Consider the following 15,067-nt stretch of genomic DNA (forward strand, 5'->3'; position numbering starts at 1 on the left):
TTAGAGGATAAGCCATGCCACGTTCTCTCAAGAAAGGTCCTTTTATTGACCTGCACTTGCTGAAGAAGGTAGAGAAAGCGGTGGAAAGCGGTGACAAGAAGCCCCTGCGCACTTGGTCCCGTCGTTCAACGATCTTTCCAAATATGATCGGTTTGACCATCGCTGTCCATAATGGTCGTCAGCACGTACCTGTCTTTGTTTCCGACGAAATGGTTGGTCACAAGCTGGGTGAATTCGCGCCGACTCGTACTTATCGCGGTCACGCGGCTGATAAAAAAGCCAAGAAACGCTAAGGCAGGAGGAAGAGATGGAAACTATTGCTCAACATCGCCACGCTCGTTCTTCTGCTCAAAAGGTTCGCCTGGTGGCTGACCTGATTCGCGGTAAGAAAGTGTCGCAGGCTCTGGACATCCTGACCTACACCAACAAAAAAGCTGCTGTACTGGTCAAGAAGGTCCTGGAATCTGCCATTGCTAACGCCGAACACAACGATGGCGCTGACATCGACGATCTGAAAGTCGCGAAAATCTTCGTCGACGAAGGCCCAAGCATGAAGCGCATTATGCCGCGTGCGAAAGGTCGTGCAGATCGCATCCTGAAGCGCACCAGCCACATTACTGTGGTTGTGTCCGATCGCTGAGACTCTGGAGACTAGCAATGGGTCAGAAAGTACATCCTAATGGTATTCGACTGGGTATTGTTAAACCCTGGAACTCTACCTGGTTCGCTAATACCAAAGAATTCGCTGACAACCTGGACAGCGATTTTAAAGTGCGTCAGTTCCTGACTAAAGAACTGGCTAAAGCGTCTGTATCGCGCATCGTTATCGAACGTCCGGCGAAAAGCATTCGTGTGACCATTCACACCGCTCGTCCTGGTATCGTTATCGGTAAGAAAGGCGAAGACGTAGAAAAACTGCGTACGGTCGTAGCGAATATCGCTGGCGTACCGGCACAGATCAATATCGCTGAAGTCCGTAAACCGGAACTGGACGCGAAATTGGTTGCTGACAGCATCACTTCTCAGCTGGAACGTCGCGTTATGTTCCGTCGTGCGATGAAGCGTGCTGTACAGAACGCAATGCGTCTGGGCGCGAAAGGTATCAAAGTTGAAGTTAGTGGCCGTCTGGGCGGCGCAGAAATCGCACGTACCGAATGGTACCGCGAAGGTCGCGTGCCGTTGCACACTCTGCGTGCTGACATTGACTACAACACCTCAGAAGCGCACACCACTTATGGTGTAATCGGCGTTAAGGTATGGATCTTCAAAGGTGAGATCCTGGGTGGTATGGCTGCTGTTGAACAACCGGAAAAACCGGCTGCTCAACCGAAAAAGCAGCAGCGTAAAGGCCGTAAGTAAGGAGAGTCGCTGATGTTACAACCAAAGCGTACAAAATTCCGTAAAGTGCACAAAGGCCGCAACCGTGGTCTGGCTGCCGGTACGGATGTGAGCTTCGGTACTTTCGGTCTGAAAGCTGTTGGCCGTGGTCGTCTGACTGCTCGTCAGATCGAAGCAGCACGTCGTGCTATGACCCGTGCAGTTAAGCGTCAAGGTAAGATCTGGATCCGTGTATTCCCGGACAAACCGATCACCGAGAAGCCGCTGGAAGTGCGTATGGGTAAAGGTAAAGGTAACGTGGAGTATTGGGTTGCCTTAATCCAGCCGGGTAAAGTCCTGTATGAAATGGACGGTGTACCGGAGGAGCTGGCCCGTGAAGCATTCAAGCTGGCAGCAGCAAAACTGCCTATCAAAACCACCTTTGTTACTAAGACGGTGATGTAATGAAAGCAAAAGAGCTGCGTGAAAAAAGCATTGAAGAGCTGAACACTGAGCTGCTGAACCTGCTGCGTGAACAGTTTAACCTGCGCATGCAGGCAGCATCTGGCCAGCTGCAGCAGACCCATCTGCTGAAAAATGTGCGCCGTGATGTTGCACGCGTTAAAACTTTACTGAATGAGAAGGCGGGTGCGTAATGACCGATAAAATTCGTACTCTGCAAGGTCGTGTTGTTAGTGATAAAATGCAGAAATCTGCAGTTGTTGCTATCGAACGTTTCGTGAAACACCCGATCTACGGTAAATTCATTAAGCGTACGACTAAGCTGCACATCCATGACGAGAACAACGAATGCGGTATCGGCGACGTGGTGGAAATCCGCGAATGCCGTCCGCTTTCCAAGACTAAGTCCTGGACGCTGGTTCGCGTTGTAGAGAAAGCGGTTCTGTAATAGAATTCCCTTTCTTAAAAAATAAGATAAACGGCTCGAAAGAGCCGTTTATTTTTTCTACCCATCTGAGAGAACCGGTGTTATAATGCCGCGCCCTCAATTATGGGGCTTTCTAACGACCTGCAGTTTGGGTCCCGAAGTAGTAGTTGACATTAGCGGAGCACTAAAATGATCCAAGAACAGACTATGCTGAACGTCGCCGACAACTCCGGTGCACGTCGCGTAATGTGTATCAAGGTTCTGGGTGGCTCGCACCGTCGCTACGCAGGCGTAGGCGACATCATCAAAGTTACCATCAAGGAAGCAATTCCGCGTGGTAAAGTGAAAAAAGGTGATGTGCTTAAGGCGGTAGTGGTGCGCACCAGGAAGGGTGTTCGTCGCCCTGACGGTTCTGTCATTCGCTTCGATGGTAATGCATGCGTTATTCTGAACAATAACAGCGAGCAGCCAATCGGAACGCGTATTTTTGGGCCGGTAACTCGTGAACTTCGTAATGAAAAGTTCATGAAAATTATCTCCCTGGCACCAGAAGTACTCTAAGGAGCGAAGAATGGCAGCGAAAATCCGTCGTAATGACGAAGTTATCGTGCTGACCGGTAAAGATAAAGGTAAGCGCGGTAAAGTAAAAAATGTCCTGTCTTCTGGCAAGGTCATTGTTGAAGGTATCAACCTGGTGAAAAAACATCAGAAGCCGGTTCCGGCTCTGAATCAACCAGGTGGCATCGTTGAAAAAGAAGCTGCAATTCAGGTTTCTAACGTTGCAATCTTCAATGCGGCTACCGGTAAGGCTGACCGTGTAGGCTTTAGATTCGAAGACGGCAAAAAAGTCCGTTTCTTCAAGTCTAACAGCGAAACTATCAAGTAATTTGGAGTAGTACGATGGCGAAACTGCATGATTACTACAAAGACGAAGTAGTTAAAAAACTCATGACTGAGTTTGGCTACAATTCTGTCATGCAAGTCCCTCGGGTCGAGAAGATCACCCTGAATATGGGTGTTGGTGAAGCGATCGCTGACAAAAAGCTGCTGGATAACGCAGTAGCAGACCTGGCAGCAATCTCCGGTCAAAAACCGCTGGTCACCAAAGCACGCAAATCAGTTGCAGGCTTCAAAATCCGTCAGGGCTATCCGATCGGCTGTAAAGTAACCCTGCGTGGCGAACGCATGTGGGAGTTCTTTGAGCGTCTGGTCACTATTGCTGTACCGCGTATTCGTGACTTCCGCGGCCTGTCCGCTAAGTCTTTCGATGGTCGTGGTAACTACAGCATGGGCGTCCGTGAGCAGATCATCTTCCCAGAAATCGACTATGACAAAGTCGATCGCGTTCGTGGTTTGGATATCACCATTACCACTACTGCGAAATCTGATGATGAAGGCCGTGCTCTGCTGGCTGCCTTTGACTTCCCGTTCCGCAAGTAAGGTGGGGTTACTTAATGGCTAAGCAATCAATGAAAGCACGCGAAGTCAAGCGTGAGAAATTAGCAGACAAATTCTTCGCGAAACGCGCTGAACTGAAAGCGATCATTTCTGATGTGAACGCCTCCGACGAAGATCGTTGGAACGCTGTTCTCAAGCTGCAGAGTCTGCCGCGTGATTCCAGCCCGTCTCGTCAGCGTAACCGCTGCCGTCAAACAGGTCGTCCGCATGGTTTCCTGCGGAAGTTCGGGTTGAGCCGTATCAAGGTCCGTGAAGCCGCCATGCGCGGTGAAATTCCGGGTCTGAAAAAGGCTAGCTGGTAATTGTCACCAATTGAATCACGGGAGTAAAGACAGATGAGCATGCAAGATCCGATCGCGGATATGCTGACCCGTATCCGTAACGGTCAGGCCGCGAACAAAGTTGCGGTCACCATGCCTTCCTCCAAGCTGAAAGTGGCAATCGCCAACGTGCTGAAGGAAGAAGGTTATATTGAAGATTTCAAAATCGAAGGCGACATCAAGCCGGAACTGGAACTGACTCTTAAGTATTTCCAGGGTAAAGCTGTGGTAGAAAGCATTCAACGTGTTAGCCGTCCAGGCCTGCGCATCTATAAGAAAAAAGATGAGCTGCCGAAGGTAATGGCTGGACTGGGTATTGCTGTTGTTTCTACCTCTAAAGGTGTTATGACTGATCGTGCAGCGCGCCAGGCTGGTCTTGGTGGCGAAATTATCTGCTACGTAGCTTAATCGGAGGAAAAAATGTCTCGTGTTGCTAAAGCACCTGTCGTTGTTCCTGCCGGCGTAGAGGTAAAACTCAACGGTCAGGTAATTTCGATTAAAGGTAAAAACGGCGAGCTGACTCGTACTATCAATAATGCTGTTGAAGTTAAGCAGGCTGACAACACACTGACTTTCGCTCCGCGCGAAGGTTTCGTTGATGGCTGGGCGCAGGCGGGTACTACTCGCGCGCTGCTGAACGCAATGGTTATCGGTGTTACCGAAGGCTTCACTAAGAAGCTGCAGCTGGTTGGTGTAGGTTATCGTGCAGCCGTTAAAGGCAATGTCGTGAATCTGTCTCTGGGCTTTTCTCACCCGGTAGATCACGTACTGCCTGCGGGCATCACTGCAGAATGTCCGACTCAGACTGAAATCGTACTGAAAGGTGCTGATAAACAGCTGATCGGCCAGGTTGCGGCTGACCTGCGCGCCTACCGTCGTCCTGAGCCTTATAAAGGCAAGGGTGTTCGTTACGCCGACGAAGTCGTGCGTACCAAAGAGGCTAAGAAGAAGTAAGGTAACACTATGGATAAGAAATCTGCTCGTATCCGTCGTGCGACCCGCGCACGTCGCAAGATCAAAGAGCTGGGTGCTACTCGCCTGGTGGTACATCGTACCCCGCGTCACATTTACGCACAGGTCATCGCCCCGAATGGCTCTGAAGTTCTGGTTGCTGCTTCTACTGTAGAAAAAGCTATCTCTGAACAACTGAAGTACACCGGCAACAAAGACGCTGCGTCTGCTGTAGGTAAAGCTATCGCTGAGCGCGCGCTGGAAAAAGGCATCAAAGACGTTGCTTTCGACCGTTCCGGTTTCCAATATCATGGTCGCGTCCAGGCACTGGCAGAAGCTGCCCGTGAAGCTGGCCTTCAGTTCTAAGGTAGAGGTCTAAGATGGCACACATCGAGAAACAAGCTGGCGAACTGCAGGAAAAACTGATCGCGGTAAACCGCGTATCTAAAACTGTTAAAGGTGGCCGTATTTTCTCCTTCACCGCACTGACTGTAGTGGGTGATGGTAACGGTCGCGTAGGTTTTGGTTACGGTAAAGCGCGTGAAGTACCGGCAGCGATCCAGAAAGCGATGGAAAAAGCCCGTCGCAACATGATTAACGTCGCGCTGACTAACGGCACCCTGCAGCACCCTGTTAAAGGTGCGCACACAGGTTCCCGTGTGTTCATGCAGCCGGCTTCTGAAGGTACCGGTATCATCGCCGGTGGTGCAATGCGCGCCGTTCTGGAAGTCGCTGGAGTTCATAACGTTCTGGCTAAAGCCTATGGTTCCACCAACCCGATTAACGTGGTTCGTGCAACTATCGATGGCCTGGAAAATATGAAATCTCCGGAAATGGTCGCTGCCAAGCGTGGTAAATCCGTTGAAGAAATTCTGGGGTAATTGACCATGGCAAAGACGATCAAAATTACTCAAACCCGCAGTGCAATCGGCCGTTTGCCTAAGCATAAGGCAACGCTGCTTGGCCTGGGTCTGCGTCGCATTGGCCACACCGTTGAGCGTGAAGACACGCCTGCTGTTCGCGGTATGGTTAACGCGGTTTCCTACATGGTTAAAGTGGAGGAGTAACAGATGCGTTTGAATACTCTGTCTCCGGCCGAAGGCTCAAAACAGGCAGGTAAACGCCTGGGTCGTGGTATCGGTTCTGGTCTCGGTAAAACCGGCGGCCGCGGTCACAAAGGTCAGAAGTCTCGTTCTGGCGGTGGCGTACGTCGTGGCTTCGAAGGCGGCCAGATGCCGCTGTACCGTCGTCTGCCGAAATTCGGCTTCACTTCTCGTAAAGCTATGATTACGGCGGAAGTTCGCCTGTCTGAGCTGGCGAAAGTGGAAGGCGGTATCGTTGACCTGAATACGCTGAAAGCAGCAAACATCATCGGTACTCAGATTGAATTTGCGAAAGTGATTCTGTCTGGCGAAGTTTCTGCACCGGTAACGGTTCGCGGTCTGCGTGTCACTAAAGGCGCTCGTGCTGCAATCGAAGCTGCTGGCGGTAAAATTGAGGAATAAGTAGCAGATGGCTAAGCAACCAGGATTAGATTTTCAAAGTGCCAAGGGCGGTTTCGGCGAACTGAAACGCAGACTTTTGTTTGTCATCGGTGCGCTGATTGTTTTCCGCATTGGCTCTTTTATTCCGATCCCTGGTATTGATGCCACTGTACTTGCCAAACTGCTTGAGCAACAGCGTGGTACCATCATTGAAATGTTTAACATGTTCTCTGGTGGTGCTTTAAGCCGTGCTTCTATCTTTGCTCTGGGTATCATGCCGTATATTTCGGCATCAATTATTATCCAGCTGTTAACGGTGGTTCATCCCGCGCTGGCAGAAATAAAGAAAGAAGGGGAGGCTGGTCGTCGTAAGATTAGCCAGTACACCCGTTACGGAACGTTGGTATTGGCAATCTTTCAGTCGATCGGTATTGCTACCGGTCTGCCGAATATGCCTGGGATGCAAGGCCTGGTAATTAATCCGGGCTTTGCCTTCTACTTTACCGCTGTTGTCAGCCTGGTAACGGGAACCATGTTCCTGATGTGGCTGGGCGAACAGATTACTGAACGGGGTATCGGCAACGGTATTTCCATCATAATCTTTGCTGGTATCGTTGCGGGTCTCCCGCCGGCCATTGGCCATACCATCGAGCAAGCGCGGCAAGGCGACCTGCACTTCCTTCTGTTGCTGTTGGTTGCAGTTCTCGTATTTGCAGTGACCTTCTTCGTTGTTTTCGTTGAGCGTGGTCAACGCCGCATTGTGGTGAACTATGCGAAACGTCAGCAAGGCCGTCGTGTCTATGCTGCGCAGAGTACACATTTACCGCTGAAAGTGAATATGGCAGGGGTTATCCCGGCAATCTTCGCCTCAAGCATTATTCTGTTTCCGGCTACCATCGCTTCATGGTTCGGTGGCGGTACAGGATGGAACTGGCTGACAACTATTTCGATGTATTTACAGCCAGGACAGCCGCTTTATGTGCTACTCTATGCGACTGCAATCATCTTCTTCTGTTTCTTCTATACGGCGTTGGTTTTCAACCCGCGTGAAACAGCAGATAACCTGAAGAAGTCCGGTGCATTTGTACCAGGAATTCGTCCGGGAGAGCAAACGGCGAAGTACATCGATAAAGTGATGACGCGTCTGACGTTGGTCGGTGCGCTCTACATTACTTTCATCTGCCTGATCCCGGAGTTCATGCGTGATGCGATGAAAGTACCGTTCTACTTCGGTGGGACTTCACTGCTTATCGTCGTTGTTGTCATCATGGACTTTATGGCTCAAGTGCAAACTCTGATGATGTCCAGTCAATACGAGTCTGCATTGAAGAAAGCAAACCTGAAAGGCTATAGCCGTTAATTCAGGCGCTTGAGAAGTTACGGAGAGTAAAAATGAAAGTTCGTGCTTCCGTCAAGAAATTATGTCGTAACTGCAAAATCATTCGTCGCGACGGCGTTGTACGCGTGATTTGCAGTGCCGAGCCTAAGCACAAACAGCGCCAGGGCTGATTTTCTCGCATATTTTTCTTGCAAAGTCAGGTTGAGCTGGCTAGATTAGCCAGCCAATCTTTTGTATGTCTGTGCGTTTCCATTTGAGTATCCTGAAAACGGGCTTTTCAGTATGGAGCGCATATATAATTTATAGGAGTGCATAGTGGCCCGTATAGCAGGCATTAACATTCCTGATCAGAAACATACCGTAATCGCTTTAACGTCGATCTACGGTGTCGGCAAGACTCGCTCCAAGGCCATCTGTGCTGCTGCGGGTATCGCTGAAGATGTTAAGATCAGTGAGCTGTCTGAAGAACAAATCGACACGCTGCGTGACGAAGTTGCCAAATTTGTCGTTGAAGGTGATCTGCGCCGTGAAGTTAGCATGAGCATCAAACGTCTGATGGACCTTGGTTGCTATCGCGGTTTGCGTCATCGTCGTGGTCTGCCAGTGCGCGGTCAGCGTACTAAGACCAACGCCCGTACCCGTAAGGGTCCGCGCAAACCGATCAAGAAATAATCGGGGTGATTGAATAATGGCAAAGGCACCAGTTCGTGCACGTAAGCGTGTAAGAAAACAAGTCTCAGATGGCGTGGCTCATGTCCATGCTTCTTTTAACAACACCATCGTTACCATTACTGACCGTCAGGGTAACGCACTGGGTTGGGCAACTGCCGGTGGTTCCGGCTTCCGTGGTTCTCGTAAATCTACGCCGTTCGCTGCACAGGTTGCTGCTGAGCGTTGCGCAGAGGCCGTGAAAGATTACGGTATTAAGAACCTGGAAGTTATGGTTAAGGGTCCGGGTCCGGGTCGCGAATCTACCATTCGTGCTCTGAACGCCGCAGGTTTCCGCATCACTAATATTACTGATGTGACTCCGATCCCTCACAACGGTTGTCGTCCGCCGAAAAAACGTCGCGTATAACGCCCGTTTTTAGGATAGTTGGAGAAAGAAAATGGCAAGATATTTGGGTCCTAAGCTCAAGCTGAGCCGTCGTGAGGGCACAGACCTGTTCCTGAAGTCTGGCGTTCGCGCGATTGATTCCAAGTGTAAAATTGAACAAGCCCCTGGCCAGCACGGTGCGCGTAAACCGCGTCTGTCTGACTACGGCGGTCAGTTACGTGAAAAGCAAAAAGTTCGTCGTATCTACGGCGTGCTGGAGCGTCAGTTCCGTAACTATTACAAAGAAGCAGCACGTCTGAAAGGCAACACCGGTGAAAACCTGTTGGCTCTGCTGGAAGGTCGTCTGGATAACGTTGTTTATCGTATGGGCTTTGGTGCCACTCGTGCAGAAGCACGTCAGCTGGTTAGCCATAAATCTGTAATGGTAAACGGTCGCGTTGTTAACATCGCTTCTTATCAGGTATCTCCGAATGACGTAGTCAGCATCCGCGAGAAAGCCAAAAAGCAGTCTCGCGTGAAAGCCGCTCTGGAGCTGGCTGAGCAGCGTGAAAAGCCAACCTGGCTGGAAGTTGATGCAACTAAGATGGAAGGTGTGTTCAAGCGTATTCCTGAACGTACCGATCTGTCTGCGGACATTAACGAACACCTGATCGTCGAGCTTTACTCCAAGTAAAGCTTAGTACCAAAGAGAGGACACAATGCAGGGTTCTGTGACAGAGTTTCTAAAACCGCGCCTGGTAGATATCGAGCAATTGAGTTCGACGCACGCCAAGGTGACCCTTGAGCCTTTAGAGCGTGGCTTTGGCCATACTCTTGGTAACGCACTGCGCCGTATTCTGCTGTCATCCATGCCGGGTTGCGCGGTGACCGAGGTTGAGATTGATGGTGTACTTCATGAGTACAGCACCAAAGAGGGTGTACAGGAAGATATCCTGGAAATCCTGCTTAACCTGAAAGGGCTGGCGGTAAGAGTTCAGGGTAAAGATGAAGTTATCATTACTCTGAATAAATCTGGCATTGGCCCTGTGACTGCAGCCGACATCACCCATGATGGTGATGTCGAAATCGTCAAGCCGCAGCACGTGATCTGCCACCTGACTGATGAAAACGCATCTATTAATATGCGTATCAAAGTTCAGCGTGGCCGTGGTTATGTGCCGGCTTCTGCCCGAATTCATTCGGAAGAAGATGAGCGCCCGATCGGCCGTCTGTTAGTCGACGCCTGCTACAGCCCTGTAGACCGTATCGCCTACAATGTTGAAGCTGCGCGTGTAGAACAGCGTACCGACCTGGACAAGCTGGTCATCGAAATGGAAACCAACGGCACAATCGATCCTGAAGAGGCGATTCGTCGTGCGGCAACCATTCTGGCTGAACAACTCGAAGCTTTTGTTGACCTGCGTGATGTACGTCAGCCGGAAGTTAAAGAAGAGAAACCAGAATTCGATCCGATCCTGCTGCGCCCTGTTGACGATCTGGAATTGACTGTCCGCTCTGCTAACTGCCTCAAGGCAGAAGCTATCCACTACATCGGTGATCTGGTACAGCGTACCGAGGTTGAGCTGCTCAAAACGCCTAACCTGGGTAAAAAATCTCTTACCGAGATTAAAGACGTGCTGGCCTCACGTGGTCTTTCTCTGGGCATGCGCCTGGAAAACTGGCCGCCGGCAAGCATTGCTGATGAATAACCGGATCGCAGGTTAAGGTTTTACTGAGAAGGATAAGGTCATGCGCCATCGTAAGAGTGGTCGTCAACTGAACCGCAACAGCAGCCATCGTCAGGCTATGTTCCGCAACATGGCCGGCTCTTTGGTTCGTCATGAGATCATCAAGACGACCCTGCCGAAAGCGAAAGAGCTGCGTCGCGTAGTTGAGCCGCTGATTACTCTTGCCAAGACCGACAGCGTAGCTAATCGTCGTCTGGCATTCGCCCGTACTCGTGATAACGAGATCGTGGCAAAACTGTTTAACGAGCTGGGCCCGCGTTTCGCGAGCCGTGCCGGTGGTTACACTCGCATTCTGAAGTGTGGCTTCCGTGCTGGTGACAACGCTCCGATGGCTTACATCGAGCTGGTTGATCGTCCAGAAGCTCAAGCAGAAGCTGCAGCAGAGTAATCTGCTGTATAATAAAAAGACCGGGCCCTTGTGCCCGGTTTTTTTATGCCTGTTTGCTATGGCTTTACACTCACAGCCTTTGCGCTATGCTGTTATTTTCTTTTTTGGAGCTGGCTATGTGGTTGCTGGATCAACTTGCTGAGCAACATATCCTTGATGCCCAGAAGAAAGGCGAGCTGTCGGGATTACCTGGTGAGGGTGCGCCGCTGGTTCTGGATGATGACAGCCACGTTCCCTCAGAATTACGCGCTGGTTATCGCCTGTTGAAAAATGCCGGTTATCTGCCGCCTGAACTGGAAATGCGGCGTGAAGCGCTGGAGCTTAATGATTTGATTGAAAATCTGGATCCTGCTGATAAAAACCATGCGGCCTGCCTTAAAAAATTACGTCTACTGGAAATAAAGCTTCTTCAGGCAGGGATGAGCACCCATTTTCTTTCAGGAGCCTATCGTGAGGCTATTGGAAAAAAACTGGAGAAAGAGTAGAGCCTTCCTTTAACGCTCTATGATGGTCGATAGGGCTATAAACAGAAATATTCTGCTTAGCCTTGAATAAAGAGTGAAGTGATTCTATATAGATAGCCGACAACACTTGAGGAGATACCATGTCCGGTTACCAACATAAAAAAGGTAAGATCAAAGATAATGCGCTTGAGGCGCTGTTACACGATCCGCTTTTTAAGACGCGCGTTGAGACTAATGTAAAAGGTAAGGGTAGCTATCGACGTAAAGATAAACATTGCAAAAAGGCGGGCTGGGAGGCCAGTGGTAAAGCAGACTTTACCACTGGCTTTCTGCTTAATAGCGAAGCGATAAAAAAGATGAGTAAAAGCGTTACTCTCTTCGCAACGGCTGGCTGATATCAGTTTTTATCGTTCTGCTGCTTCAGTAAGTCACGTATTTCAGTTAACAGCGTTTCTTCTGCGCTGGGTTTCGGAGCCGGTTTTTCCACTTCCTTCTTGGTATGAAGCTTATTCATCAATTTAATCGCAACGAAAATAGCGAAGGCGATGATGACGAAGTCGAAGACGTTTTGCAGAAAAATCCCGTACTCCATGACAACCGCGGGAGTATCTCCCTGCGCCGCCTTCAATACCCAGGTAAATTGTTTGAAATCTACCCCGCCAATCAACAGGCCCAGCGGCGGCATAATGATATTTGCCACCAGCGATGAAACAATTTTGCCGAACGCCGCACCGATGATGACGCCCACTGCGAGATCGACGACATTACCGCGCATCGCAAAATCACGGAATTCTTTGAAAAAACTCATAAACAGCTCCTTTCCATTGCCAAAGTGTAAAGTCTAACAAACGAATCACAGTTTGCCATGACCGAATATTAAAGAACTGAATTATCACAAAATGAAATACTCGCGGACAGCAAACGGGCATGCTGTCCGTATAGGCTATAAGAAGAAGGGGCTGGGCTGGAAGAGTCGTTCTACATCCGATACAAATTTTTTGTCGGTCAAAAACATAATCACGTGGTCGCCCTGCTCGATACGCAGATTGTCATTGGCGATCATGACATCATCGCCTCGTACCACGGCACCAATGATAGTCCCCGGTGGTAGCTTAATATCTTCAATCAGACGCCCGACAACACGAGAGGTTGTTTCATCACCGTGGGCAATTGCTTCGATGGCTTCAGCGACACCGCGCCTTAGCGAAGAAACGCTGACAATATCTGCCTTACGCACGTGGCCCAGTAATGCAGAGATCGTGGCCTGTTGTGGAGAGATCGCAATATCGATCACGCTGCCCTGAACCAGATCGACATAGGCGCGCCGCTGGATCAACACCATCACTTTTTTGGCACCCATTTTTTTAGCGAGCATCGCGGACATGATATTCGCTTCATCATCGTTGGTGACGGCAATAAAAAGATCAACCTGATCGATATGCTCTTCAGCCAGCAATTCCTGATCCGAAGCATCGCCATAAAAAACAATGGTGTCCTGTAGCCGTTCTGCCAGTTCTGCGGCACGTTGCTGATTACGTTCAATCAGTTTTACGCTGTAATTTTTTTCCAGCCGCTGTGCCAGGCCATAACCGATATTCCCGCCGCCAACTAACATGATGCGTTTATAAGGTTTCTCCAGCCGCTGCATTTCACTCATTACCGCGCGGATATGCTGGCTGGCCGCAATAAAGAAGACTTCATCGCCCGCTTCGACAATTGTTGATCCCTGTGGACGAATGGGACGATCCTGGCGAAAAATAGCAGCAACGCGAGTATCTATATGTGGCATATGCTCACGCATTATAGAGAGCGCGTTACCGATCAATGGGCCACCGTAATAAGCTTTGACCACTGCCAGACTGACTTTACCTTCAGCAAAGTTGACCACCTGCAGCGCTCCGGGGTATTCAATCAGACGATAAATATTATCAATGACCAGCTGCTCCGGAGCTATCAGGTGATCGATGGGTACCGCTTCAGGGATAAAGAGTTTGTCTGCATCGCGGATGTAATCGGCAGCACGGATACGGGCAATGCGATTAGGCGTATTGAAGAGGGTATAAGCGATCTGACAGGCAATCATATTGGTTTCATCTGAGCTGGTAACGGCAACCAACATATCGGCATCCTGCGCACCTGCTTCCCGCAGAATCCGTGGATGAGAACCGTGCCCCTGTACTACACGTAAATCGAATTTATCCTGTAACTGACGCAGGCGCAGCGCATCCGTATCCACTACGGTGATATCGTTATTTTCGCCCACCAGGTTTTCAGCCAGCGTACCGCCTACCTGACCTGCTCCGAGAATGATTATCTTCATCGTTGTTTCAACTTTATGAATTGCCGCAGCGTGCGCTACGTTATTTTTTTATTAGCTTAGCGTAAAAGAATCCATCGCCACCCTGTGGATGCGGGTAGTTTTGTAACCCGGCATGAGGGCTGTTATCCAACGGTATCTCTTCTGCATCTGCATGGCGGGCAAGAAACTGCTCAATCTGTAAGTGATTCTCCTCAGGTAAAACTGAGCAGGTGGCATACAACAGGGTACCGCCAGTTTTCAGGTAGGGCCAGATAGCATCCAGAATTTCACGCTGTAATGCCGCAAGTTCTGCGACATCACGATCGCGCCTTAGCCATTTAATGTCAGGATGGCGACGAATAACGCCCGTGGCGGAGCAGGGGGCATCCAGCAAAATACGATCGAACTGTATATTGCCACACCACTGTTCAGGAAAACGTCCGTCGCCCTGTTTAACTTCCGCCTGCATACCCAGGCGTTTTAAATTTTCATGCACACGCTTCAAACGTTGTGCATCCACATCTACTGCCATTACGCGAGCTTCAGGAGCGGCTTCCAGAATATGCGTTGTTTTACCGCCTGGTGCGGCACACAAATCGAGAATTGTCTCGCCATTGTGCGGATCGAGAAAAGTGACACAGCCCTGAGCTGAAGCATCCTGTACAGTCACCCAACCGTGCTCGAAGCCCGGCAGCTGGGCTACCGATGTAGGTTGTTCCAGCATGAGAGCATCAGGATAACTGGCATGCGGTGTTGCATTGTTACCGCTGGCTTGTAACAGGGTCAGCCATGCTTCGCGACTATGATGACGGCGGTTTACGCGCAACCACATCGGTGGGCGCTGATTATTTGCCTCGATGATTTGCTGCCACTGTTCTGGCCATGCCTGCTGCAAGCGTTTTAACAGCCATGCCGGGTGAAGAGAACGCGGTGCTCCCTGTTCAAGCTGCGGCATCAACGTTTCTTGCTGGCGCTGAAACTGACGTAAAACGCCGTTAATCAACCCTTTTAGCTGAGGACGTTTCAGTACGGCGGCACCCTCGACCGTTTCCGCCAGTGCAGCATGGGGTGGAATGCGTGTATACAGAAGCTGATAAAGGCCGACCATAATCAGAAAGTGCAGCGAGCGCTGCTTGCCAGTCAGAGGACGTGACATCAGTTGCTGAACAGCCGCCTCCAGCAGCGGTAAAGTACGCAGCACGCCAAAGCAGAGTTCCTGTAGCAGAGCACTATCTTTATCAGAAAGATTTTTCTGTGCGGTGGGCAACAGGTTGCTTAAAGACTGACCTTGTTCCACCACGCGCTCAAGCGTTTGTGCCGCCAGGCTGCGGAGGTTGATCGTTTTTTTCATAGTTGAATCATCAATAAATCAAG

At 50.1% G+C, this 15,067-nt stretch carries 28 protein-coding genes; 25 read left to right on the top strand and 3 right to left on the bottom strand.

Annotated features, from left to right (window positions below; all coding sequences use genetic code 11):
- Positions 1–14: 14 nt before the first annotated feature.
- The 25 genes from rpsS to C7M51_RS19695 all read left to right on the top strand — a co-directional run bounded on the left by rpsS (position 15) and on the right by C7M51_RS19695 (position 11,789).
- Entirely contained in the window at positions 15–293 is a 279-nt protein-coding gene (gene rpsS / locus C7M51_RS19575; RefSeq protein ID WP_004929772.1) for a 30S ribosomal protein S19, read from the top strand.
- Positions 294–307: 14 nt separating this feature from the next.
- Complete coding sequence (rplV, locus tag C7M51_RS19580) at positions 308–640, top strand: 50S ribosomal protein L22 (RefSeq protein ID WP_007891659.1); 333 nt, start codon at positions 308–310, stop codon at positions 638–640.
- Between the two features lie 17 nt (positions 641–657).
- Entirely contained in the window at positions 658–1,359 is a 702-nt protein-coding gene (gene rpsC, locus C7M51_RS19585; RefSeq protein WP_038629758.1) for a 30S ribosomal protein S3, read from the top strand.
- 12 nt (positions 1,360–1,371) lie between these two features.
- Positions 1,372–1,782 (top strand): 50S ribosomal protein L16, encoded by a 411-nt coding sequence (gene rplP, locus C7M51_RS19590; RefSeq protein ID WP_008927134.1) that lies wholly within the window; start codon positions 1,372–1,374, stop codon positions 1,780–1,782.
- Entirely contained in the window at positions 1,782–1,973 is a 192-nt protein-coding gene (gene rpmC / locus C7M51_RS19595) for a 50S ribosomal protein L29 (RefSeq protein WP_160623191.1), read from the top strand. Before rplP ends, rpmC begins: the two co-directional genes overlap by 1 nt.
- The gene (gene rpsQ, locus C7M51_RS19600) at positions 1,973–2,227 is read left to right on the top strand and encodes a 30S ribosomal protein S17 (protein WP_013510766.1); all 255 of its coding nucleotides are present in this window, start codon (positions 1,973–1,975) and stop codon (positions 2,225–2,227) included. The genes rpmC and rpsQ overlap by 1 nt, the downstream gene beginning before the upstream one ends.
- Positions 2,228–2,395: 168 nt before the next feature.
- Positions 2,396–2,767 carry a 50S ribosomal protein L14 gene (gene rplN / locus C7M51_RS19605; protein ID WP_038629760.1) on the top strand — a complete coding sequence of 124 codons (372 nt, stop codon included), beginning with the start codon at positions 2,396–2,398 and terminating at the stop codon, positions 2,765–2,767.
- Positions 2,768–2,777: 10 nt separating this feature from the next.
- Complete coding sequence (gene rplX / locus C7M51_RS19610) at positions 2,778–3,092, top strand: 50S ribosomal protein L24 (RefSeq protein WP_038629761.1); 315 nt, start codon at positions 2,778–2,780, stop codon at positions 3,090–3,092.
- A 14-nt stretch (positions 3,093–3,106) separates the two neighbouring features.
- Positions 3,107–3,646 carry a 50S ribosomal protein L5 gene (gene rplE, locus C7M51_RS19615; protein ID WP_038629762.1) on the top strand — a complete coding sequence of 180 codons (540 nt, stop codon included), beginning with the start codon at positions 3,107–3,109 and terminating at the stop codon, positions 3,644–3,646.
- Positions 3,647–3,660: 14 nt separating this feature from the next.
- Entirely contained in the window at positions 3,661–3,966 is a 306-nt protein-coding gene (rpsN, locus tag C7M51_RS19620) for a 30S ribosomal protein S14 (RefSeq protein WP_038629763.1), read from the top strand.
- Between the two features lie 33 nt (positions 3,967–3,999).
- Positions 4,000–4,392: a 30S ribosomal protein S8 gene (rpsH, locus tag C7M51_RS19625; RefSeq protein ID WP_017374146.1), complete on the top strand. Its 393-nt coding sequence runs from the start codon at positions 4,000–4,002 to the stop codon at positions 4,390–4,392.
- Between the two features lie 12 nt (positions 4,393–4,404).
- Positions 4,405–4,938, top strand: a complete 534-nt coding sequence (gene rplF, locus C7M51_RS19630; protein WP_141178027.1) for a 50S ribosomal protein L6 — start codon at positions 4,405–4,407, stop codon at positions 4,936–4,938.
- A gap of 9 nt (positions 4,939–4,947) precedes the next feature.
- On the top strand, positions 4,948–5,301 hold the full coding sequence (rplR, locus tag C7M51_RS19635) for a 50S ribosomal protein L18 (protein ID WP_038629765.1): 354 nt from the start codon (positions 4,948–4,950) through the stop codon (positions 5,299–5,301).
- A 14-nt stretch (positions 5,302–5,315) separates the two neighbouring features.
- Positions 5,316–5,816, top strand: a complete 501-nt coding sequence (gene rpsE / locus C7M51_RS19640; protein ID WP_038629766.1) for a 30S ribosomal protein S5 — start codon at positions 5,316–5,318, stop codon at positions 5,814–5,816.
- Positions 5,817–5,822: 6 nt separating this feature from the next.
- Positions 5,823–6,002, top strand: coding sequence for a 50S ribosomal protein L30 (rpmD, locus tag C7M51_RS19645; protein ID WP_004846568.1), 180 nt, complete (start codon positions 5,823–5,825; stop codon positions 6,000–6,002).
- 3 nt (positions 6,003–6,005) lie between these two features.
- Entirely contained in the window at positions 6,006–6,440 is a 435-nt protein-coding gene (gene rplO, locus C7M51_RS19650) for a 50S ribosomal protein L15 (protein WP_160623192.1), read from the top strand.
- A gap of 7 nt (positions 6,441–6,447) precedes the next feature.
- The gene (gene secY / locus C7M51_RS19655; RefSeq protein WP_085068456.1) at positions 6,448–7,779 is read left to right on the top strand and encodes a preprotein translocase subunit SecY; all 1,332 of its coding nucleotides are present in this window, start codon (positions 6,448–6,450) and stop codon (positions 7,777–7,779) included.
- 32 nt (positions 7,780–7,811) lie between these two features.
- A complete protein-coding gene (rpmJ, locus tag C7M51_RS19660; protein ID WP_004160566.1) occupies positions 7,812–7,928 on the top strand; it encodes a 50S ribosomal protein L36 in 117 nt (38 codons plus the stop codon).
- Between the two features lie 145 nt (positions 7,929–8,073).
- Positions 8,074–8,430: a 30S ribosomal protein S13 gene (gene rpsM, locus C7M51_RS19665; protein ID WP_002438688.1), complete on the top strand. Its 357-nt coding sequence runs from the start codon at positions 8,074–8,076 to the stop codon at positions 8,428–8,430.
- A gap of 16 nt (positions 8,431–8,446) precedes the next feature.
- Positions 8,447–8,836, top strand: a complete 390-nt coding sequence (gene rpsK, locus C7M51_RS19670) for a 30S ribosomal protein S11 (protein ID WP_004160563.1) — start codon at positions 8,447–8,449, stop codon at positions 8,834–8,836.
- A 31-nt stretch (positions 8,837–8,867) separates the two neighbouring features.
- A complete protein-coding gene (gene rpsD, locus C7M51_RS19675) occupies positions 8,868–9,488 on the top strand; it encodes a 30S ribosomal protein S4 (RefSeq protein ID WP_010618555.1) in 621 nt (206 codons plus the stop codon).
- 25 nt (positions 9,489–9,513) lie between these two features.
- Positions 9,514–10,503, top strand: a complete 990-nt coding sequence (locus C7M51_RS19680; protein ID WP_038629771.1) for a DNA-directed RNA polymerase subunit alpha — start codon at positions 9,514–9,516, stop codon at positions 10,501–10,503.
- Between the two features lie 40 nt (positions 10,504–10,543).
- Positions 10,544–10,930 carry a 50S ribosomal protein L17 gene (gene rplQ, locus C7M51_RS19685; RefSeq protein ID WP_003850180.1) on the top strand — a complete coding sequence of 129 codons (387 nt, stop codon included), beginning with the start codon at positions 10,544–10,546 and terminating at the stop codon, positions 10,928–10,930.
- Positions 10,931–11,046: 116 nt separating this feature from the next.
- Positions 11,047–11,415: a DnaJ family domain-containing protein gene (locus C7M51_RS19690; RefSeq protein ID WP_160623193.1), complete on the top strand. Its 369-nt coding sequence runs from the start codon at positions 11,047–11,049 to the stop codon at positions 11,413–11,415.
- Positions 11,416–11,534: 119 nt separating this feature from the next.
- Positions 11,535–11,789: an alternative ribosome-rescue factor A gene (locus C7M51_RS19695; protein WP_160623194.1), complete on the top strand. Its 255-nt coding sequence runs from the start codon at positions 11,535–11,537 to the stop codon at positions 11,787–11,789.
- 2 nt (positions 11,790–11,791) lie between these two features.
- Here C7M51_RS19695 and mscL read toward each other — a convergent pair whose 3' ends face one another.
- The 3 genes from mscL to rsmB all read right to left on the bottom strand — a co-directional run bounded on the left by mscL (position 11,792) and on the right by rsmB (position 15,044).
- Positions 11,792–12,202 (bottom strand): large-conductance mechanosensitive channel protein MscL, encoded by a 411-nt coding sequence (gene mscL, locus C7M51_RS19700; protein WP_160623195.1) that lies wholly within the window; start codon positions 12,200–12,202, stop codon positions 11,792–11,794.
- Positions 12,203–12,337: 135 nt separating this feature from the next.
- The gene (trkA, locus tag C7M51_RS19705; RefSeq protein WP_160623196.1) at positions 12,338–13,714 is read right to left on the bottom strand and encodes a Trk system potassium transporter TrkA; all 1,377 of its coding nucleotides are present in this window, start codon (positions 13,712–13,714) and stop codon (positions 12,338–12,340) included.
- Positions 13,715–13,754: 40 nt separating this feature from the next.
- Positions 13,755–15,044, bottom strand: a complete 1,290-nt coding sequence (gene rsmB, locus C7M51_RS19710) for a 16S rRNA (cytosine(967)-C(5))-methyltransferase RsmB (protein ID WP_160623197.1) — start codon at positions 15,042–15,044, stop codon at positions 13,755–13,757.
- Positions 15,045–15,067 lie beyond the last annotated feature (23 nt).

The sequence above is a fragment of the Mixta intestinalis genome (genome assembly GCF_009914055.1).
GTDB lineage: Bacteria > Pseudomonadota > Gammaproteobacteria > Enterobacterales > Enterobacteriaceae > Mixta > Mixta intestinalis.